This is a genomic window from Paraburkholderia sp. SECH4, from assembly GCF_030511745.1.
Classification (GTDB): Bacteria; Pseudomonadota; Gammaproteobacteria; order Burkholderiales; family Burkholderiaceae; genus Paraburkholderia; species Paraburkholderia madseniana.
This window is the reverse complement of sequence record NZ_JALOCP010000115.1, coordinates 1-1,489: the sequence shown is the minus strand read 5'-3', so window position 1 is coordinate 1,489 and position 1,489 is coordinate 1. Positions and strand designations below refer to the sequence as shown.

The window sequence follows — 1,489 nt, the reverse complement described above, 5'->3', positions numbered from 1 at the left end:
GCCGCCCCGCACAGGGGCAACGCTAATAGACCACTAACAATTCAAGGAAAGGCACTAAGGAAAGTCTGCAAAAGTCCTGGCATTGACGTGAGCGTGGACTATCCTGGGAGCAGGAGAATTTAAGGGGTGACGTGATGGCACAACTTGGCCTTGGTCTGGATCTGTCAACGAAACGCACGCGCAAGCGGGAATTTCTCGAAGAGATGAGGCGCGTGGTGCCGTGGTCGCAACTGATTGCCCTGATTGAGCCGCACTATCCGAAGGGTAAAACGGGACGGCCGCCATTTCCGATTGCCACGATGCTGCAGATTCACTTTATGCAGCAGTGGTTTGGTCTGTCAGACCCGGCGATGGAAGAAGCGCTCTATGACGTGCCGCTGTATCGCGACTTTGCGGGGCTTGACGACGGCATGACGCGATTGCCCGACGAGAGCACGATCCTGCGGTTTCGTCACCTGCTCGAAGCGCACGGTCTGGCTGTGCAGATGCTCGCGCTGGTCAATGAGATCCTGAGCGGGAAAGGTCTGATGCTCAAGGCCGGGTCGGTAGTCGACGCCACATTGATTTCTGCGCCCAACTCGACGAAGAACGCCTCAGGTACGCGGGACCCGGAAATGCACCAGACGAAGAAGGGAAATCAATGGTACTTCGGGATGAAAGCGCATGTGCGACCTGAAAGTCGCTTGAATTTCTGTTCGACTCAACGGGATTCGTTGTGATCGAACCGGCTGTTCCATCAGCCGTTTCCTACCCAGACATGCGGAGCCGGTAACGACTCGGTGTGAAGCTCTGGGGACAATGTAACCACCGATCTGTTTCGGTACGCGGACCCGCGAGGGAAAGCGAAATCTGCCAGCACAAGGGCGGTGAGGGACTAGGAACGAGCGGTAACGACCAACATACGTGAACCTCTATTAAACGTCGTCATCATTGACAAGCCAAATGTGCTGACAGGCTTGAGCCAAAATGGCACGCGGCAAGGTTTGGCCTCTGTGTGCTGGGCCAGCATGGACATTGCGCCGCCGGCGGATAGGAGGGGTCCGTCCCGCTCTGAAATTCTTGCGGAACAGGGTAAGCCCGTAGTGCTGCCGGCGACGGCAGGCGAACCGCAAGGAACGCTGTTAGTGCTGCGGGTAGAGGATTGCGGAAAAAGCGAACGCCTTCCTGTAACGGGGAGGATACCGACTGCAGCATGGTCGGACGCGAAAGCGGGCAGACTTCCGCGTGGTCATTCATGGCGAGAGAACTTGATTAATCGTTATAGGAGGGAAGGCAGATGACGGCGATTGGTGGCACTGCGCAAGCAGGGGCGACTGAGGCTGGTGCACCCTCGCGCCCCACCAGGATGTGGAGTCAGGCTGATTGGCCTCGCATCAAGGAAGAGGTGAAACGACTCCAGGCGCGTATCGTGAAGTGACGTTGATATCAACGTCACTTGGCTAATGTGGAGCGGGCCGTAATGTGAACAAGCCGGATGCTGGTGAATCTG

At 57.0% G+C, this 1,489-nt stretch carries 1 pseudogene; it reads left to right on the top strand.

Annotated features, from left to right (window positions below):
• Nucleotides 1-134: 134 nt before the first annotated feature.
• A pseudogene (locus tag M0D67_RS41970) lies at nucleotides 135-683 on the top strand (IS5 family transposase); the annotation flags it as partial.
• Between the last annotated feature and the right edge of the window lie 806 nt (nucleotides 684-1,489).